Source organism: Trichococcus sp., assembly GCF_049589555.1.
Lineage (GTDB): Bacteria > Bacillota > Bacilli > Lactobacillales > Aerococcaceae > Trichococcus.
In genome coordinates, this window is sequence record NZ_JBAWAZ010000173.1 from 1 (window position 1) to 3,692 (window position 3,692).

At 48.5% G+C, this 3,692-nt stretch carries 5 protein-coding genes; 4 read left to right on the forward strand and 1 reads right to left on the reverse strand.

The window, feature by feature from the left end; genetic code table 11:
* Positions 1-379: 379 nt before the first annotated feature.
* Genes queD through folE form a run of 3 tightly spaced genes read left to right on the forward strand, consistent with a single transcriptional unit; the run spans position 380 to position 2,091 of the window.
* On the forward strand, positions 380-811 hold the full coding sequence (gene queD / locus WBV27_RS06840) for a 6-carboxytetrahydropterin synthase QueD (protein WP_424200587.1): 432 nt from the start codon (positions 380-382) through the stop codon (positions 809-811).
* Positions 812-1,477 carry a putative 7-carboxy-7-deazaguanine synthase QueE gene (gene queE / locus WBV27_RS06845; protein WP_424200589.1) on the forward strand — a complete coding sequence of 222 codons (666 nt, stop codon included), beginning with the start codon at positions 812-814 and terminating at the stop codon, positions 1,475-1,477.
* A 2-nt stretch (positions 1,478-1,479) separates the two neighbouring features.
* Positions 1,480-2,091: a GTP cyclohydrolase I FolE gene (gene folE / locus WBV27_RS06850; protein WP_424200591.1), complete on the forward strand. Its 612-nt coding sequence runs from the start codon at positions 1,480-1,482 to the stop codon at positions 2,089-2,091.
* 281 nt (positions 2,092-2,372) lie between these two features.
* Here folE and WBV27_RS06855 read toward each other — a convergent pair whose 3' ends face one another.
* Positions 2,373-2,993, reverse strand: a complete 621-nt coding sequence (locus WBV27_RS06855) for a metal-dependent hydrolase (RefSeq protein WP_424200593.1) — start codon at positions 2,991-2,993, stop codon at positions 2,373-2,375.
* A gap of 230 nt (positions 2,994-3,223) precedes the next feature.
* Between WBV27_RS06855 and WBV27_RS06860 the strand changes: the two genes are divergently transcribed.
* The gene (locus tag WBV27_RS06860) at positions 3,224-3,664 is read left to right on the forward strand and encodes an OsmC family protein (RefSeq protein WP_086629224.1); all 441 of its coding nucleotides are present in this window, start codon (positions 3,224-3,226) and stop codon (positions 3,662-3,664) included.
* The last annotated feature ends 28 nt before the right edge of the window (positions 3,665-3,692 follow it).

Consider the following 3,692-nt stretch of genomic DNA (forward strand, 5'->3'; position numbering starts at 1 on the left):
ATGGAAGGCTGACATACAAAAGAAAATGGTTCAGACAATTTGAACGGATTTGAGATGACTTCGCCTGTTTTTGTTCCGGGACAGCTTGACTATCCATTTTTCCTGTAGTAGTCTGTATGGGTATCAAAAAACAGAATAAGACAGTTCGTAACCATCCTGTCTCAAAATAAAACTAGGACCTGACTGCTGCTTATTTGAAGCGGTCGTTTGTTGATGGGCATAGTGTGCCCTTTTTTTGTGCCAAAAAATATAGTTGATATGCATATTTTCGAAGCCATTAAAGACAAGGAAAGTTCTGGAACGACGGATTGGCAGAACGGCAGCAACGCCTGTAAAAAGGGGCGGTGCTGCGGACAACTTTAGGGGGAGAAATACAAAAATGTATATTTTAAAAACAGAGCACAGCTTCGACAGCGCTCATTTTCTTGCTGGCTATGCAGGCAAATGCGCAAACATCCACGGCCACAGATGGCGGGTCGAAATCGAGGTTCAATCGGAAGAATTGGTCGCATCCGGACAACTGGACGGAATGGTAGTGGATTTCGGAGATTTGAAAAAGGACCTCAAGGCCGCCGTGGATCGATTAGACCACGCGCTGATTATCGAGCAGGGGACCATGCGGGAACAAACGCTGCAATGCATCAAGGAAGACGGTTTTACCGTCATCGAATTCCCGTTCCGTCCGACAGCCGAAAATTTCGCCGCACATTTCTACAGAACGATGGCTGACTTAGGTTATGATGTGAAGCGAGCGACCGTTTATGAAACACCGACAAACAGCGCCGCTTATGAAGAAAGCGGGGTAAGATAAATGGTATTGCAGGTAGTTGAAAAATTCGTCAGCATCAACGGCGAAGGCCGTAGGTGCGGGCAATTGGCGACCTTTATCCGGTTCGCGGGATGCAATCTGAACTGCGGCTATTGCGATACCGCTTGGGCCAACGACAGAAAAGTCGCATTTGATCCGATGACGGCCGAAGAAGTTTATGTCTACATCAAGGACACCAACGTCACAAACGTCACCCTGACCGGGGGAGAGCCGCTGCTGCAGCAAGACATGGGAGAACTTTTGGAGTTGCTTTCGCAAGATCCGGAACTCTATGTCGAAATCGAGACGAACGGCAGCGTGTTGTTGAGCAAATTTTCGGGTCTGGAAAACCCGCCGAGCTTCACGATGGACTACAAGCTTCCTTCCAGCGGGATGGAGCGGATGATGGCGTTGGAAAATTTCAATCATCTGACTGAAAAAGATACGGTCAAATTTGTATCAGGGAGCATGGCGGACTTGGAGAAAGCCCGGGAACTGATCAATAAATACAAACTAACTGAAAAAACCAGCATCTTCATCAGTCCGGTGTTCGGGGATATCGAGCTGGAAAGCATCGTTGATTTCATGAAGGACAACCAGATGAATGGGGTCAACATGCAGGTGCAGCTCCACAAAATCATTTGGGATCCGAACGAGAGAGGAGTTTAACCATGGTAATTGATGTACAAGCGATCGAAGGGCATATAAAGGGTATCTTGATTGCCTTGGGCGACGATCCTGAAAGAGAGGGTCTCAAGGATACACCGAAACGGGTGGCCAAAATGTACGAGGACATCTACAACGGGATGTGCTATACGAACGATGAGATCGCTGAAATGCTGAACACCACTTTCGAGGATGACCTGGCCTTGGGCAATGCCGAAAATGACTTGGTCTTCATGAAGGACATTGAGATATTCAGCCACTGCGAGCATCATCTGGCGTTGATGTACAACATGAAGGTTGCGGTTGCGTATATCCCCAAACAAAAGGTCATCGGTTTGAGCAAAATAGCCCGGATTGCCGATATGGCGGGTCGCAGGCTGCAGCTGCAGGAAAGGATCGGCAGCGACATCGCGGAGATTCTGGAGAAAATCACCGAATCGGAGGACATAGCAGTCATCATCCAAGGCGAGCACGGCTGCATGACCACCCGTGGCATTCAGAAGCCAGGTGCGAAAACCATCACGACTACGCTGCGCGGGCGCTTCAACACCGATCCGATGCTGAACAATAAGCTGATGATGCTCTATACGAAAGATAGCTCGAATCAGTTTGGTTGATGTTAGTTAGTAATGGGTGGCTGAGCGGAGGATAGCGGGGAACGCGAACGAGTCCGGATCTCCGGTGAGGGTTGCCGTCACCAGAGGACATTTCGAATACGCGGCCGCAACTTCTGCGAAAATCGCTTGACCGGAGAAGAACGAGATAGTCGAGGTCGCAACTACGGCTAAGGCTGCTCTCACCGGAGAACAGAGTAACTCAGCGGCCATTCATGAAACAAGCAAAAACACAAGCATCCAGCTGACATAGCCAGGACACTTGTGTTTTTTTGCTTTACCGTCTATGAAAAGAATGCCAATTCCATCCTGCCGATCAGCTGTACCATTTCGATGATGACCACGAGACTGCCGATTTTGAACAACCAAGCGTTCACGATGCCATCCGCGCTGCACAAACCGAGGCGGATGCCGCCGGGCAGCGGATAAAATAGCTTCACGCGTTTATGGTTCAGCATATCGATCGCGATATGTGATGCCATCGCAACCGCGAAATAAGGGACCAACAGCGGAGACAGAATATAGACCGCCATGCTCAGCAAGGCCAGTCCGAGTATGGAATGAAGAAACGACCGATGCGGTTGTTCCTTTCCGAAGATGCAGATGCCCAAAAAAATTACGGTTCCGAAAAAGATCCGGGAGTAGGAGCTGTCGTTCAGGATGGCGGAGAAGATTCCGAGTGACCATCTGGACTCAGCGAATGCCAACAGGACCGATACTGCCAGGATCAAACCAAGAATCCAGTCCAGTGTCTGATGGGATTCCGAGGTGCTGACATCGATGTCGCTGATGACAGACCCGACGATCGCTACGCCCAGACAGATAAATAGTTCTTTCAGCGTGGAGGGTTGTGTAACCAGCAAGCTGGCGGCAGTCCCAATCGCTACGTGTGTTTTTCCAGTCATGTTGAATCCTTTCAAAAATAAAACAAGCGAGAACGTCTGTTCCTGCCGTTGTTATCATATCCGATTCAGGGCCAAAAAGAAACAAAAACCTTGCGCAATCAGATGATTCACCTTCCGACAAAGGCTGTTCTGTTTTTTCTATCAAGCTTGTTCGATTTTGTATGTTATCCAAAAAGTAAGTAAGGTGGTACTCTTTTCTTATCAAATTTTAATAAATAGGGGGAACAGATATGCCAAATCAACTATTCAAAGTGACATCGACAAGTTTGCATGAAAATTACCAGGTGATCAACAAAGCCAGAGGAAAGTCCATCGTGCTGGATGAACCGGAAGCATTCGGAGGCACGGACGTCGGCCTGAGCCCGGTGGAGGCATTGCTTGCCGGATTGGGCAGCTGTAAAGCTATCGCCGGAAGAATGTTTGCCGAAAAGCTCGGCATAAAACTTCATGAACTTGAAGTTGAGGTGAGCGGAAACCTGAACACGGACGGATTTTTGGGCGACGAGAATGTCAAAATCGGTTTCACTGACATTCATGCGACCTACCGCGTCAAAGCCGATAACACGGAAGCGGAAATCAGCCATTTTGTGGAATTTGTGGAATCGCATTGCCCAGTCGGCGATACCTTGATCAATCCTGCCAGCATCAGCTTTGATACCACCATCATTTAAACAAATTAAACGGAAAAGTGGCCCCACC

Excerpts from the sequence above, each read along its gene's own strand:
- folE (WP_424200591.1), top strand. The coding sequence starts at position 1,480 with ATGGTAATTGATGTACAAGCGATCGAAGGGCATATAAAGGGTATCTTG.
- queE (WP_424200589.1), top strand. The coding sequence starts at position 812 with ATGGTATTGCAGGTAGTTGAAAAATTCGTCAGCATCAACGGCGAAGGC.
- queD (WP_424200587.1), top strand. The coding sequence starts at position 380 with ATGTATATTTTAAAAACAGAGCACAGCTTCGACAGCGCTCATTTTCTT.
- WBV27_RS06855 (WP_424200593.1), bottom strand. The coding sequence starts at position 2,993 with ATGACTGGAAAAACACACGTAGCGATTGGGACTGCCGCCAGCTTGCTG.
- WBV27_RS06860 (WP_086629224.1), top strand. The coding sequence starts at position 3,224 with ATGCCAAATCAACTATTCAAAGTGACATCGACAAGTTTGCATGAAAAT.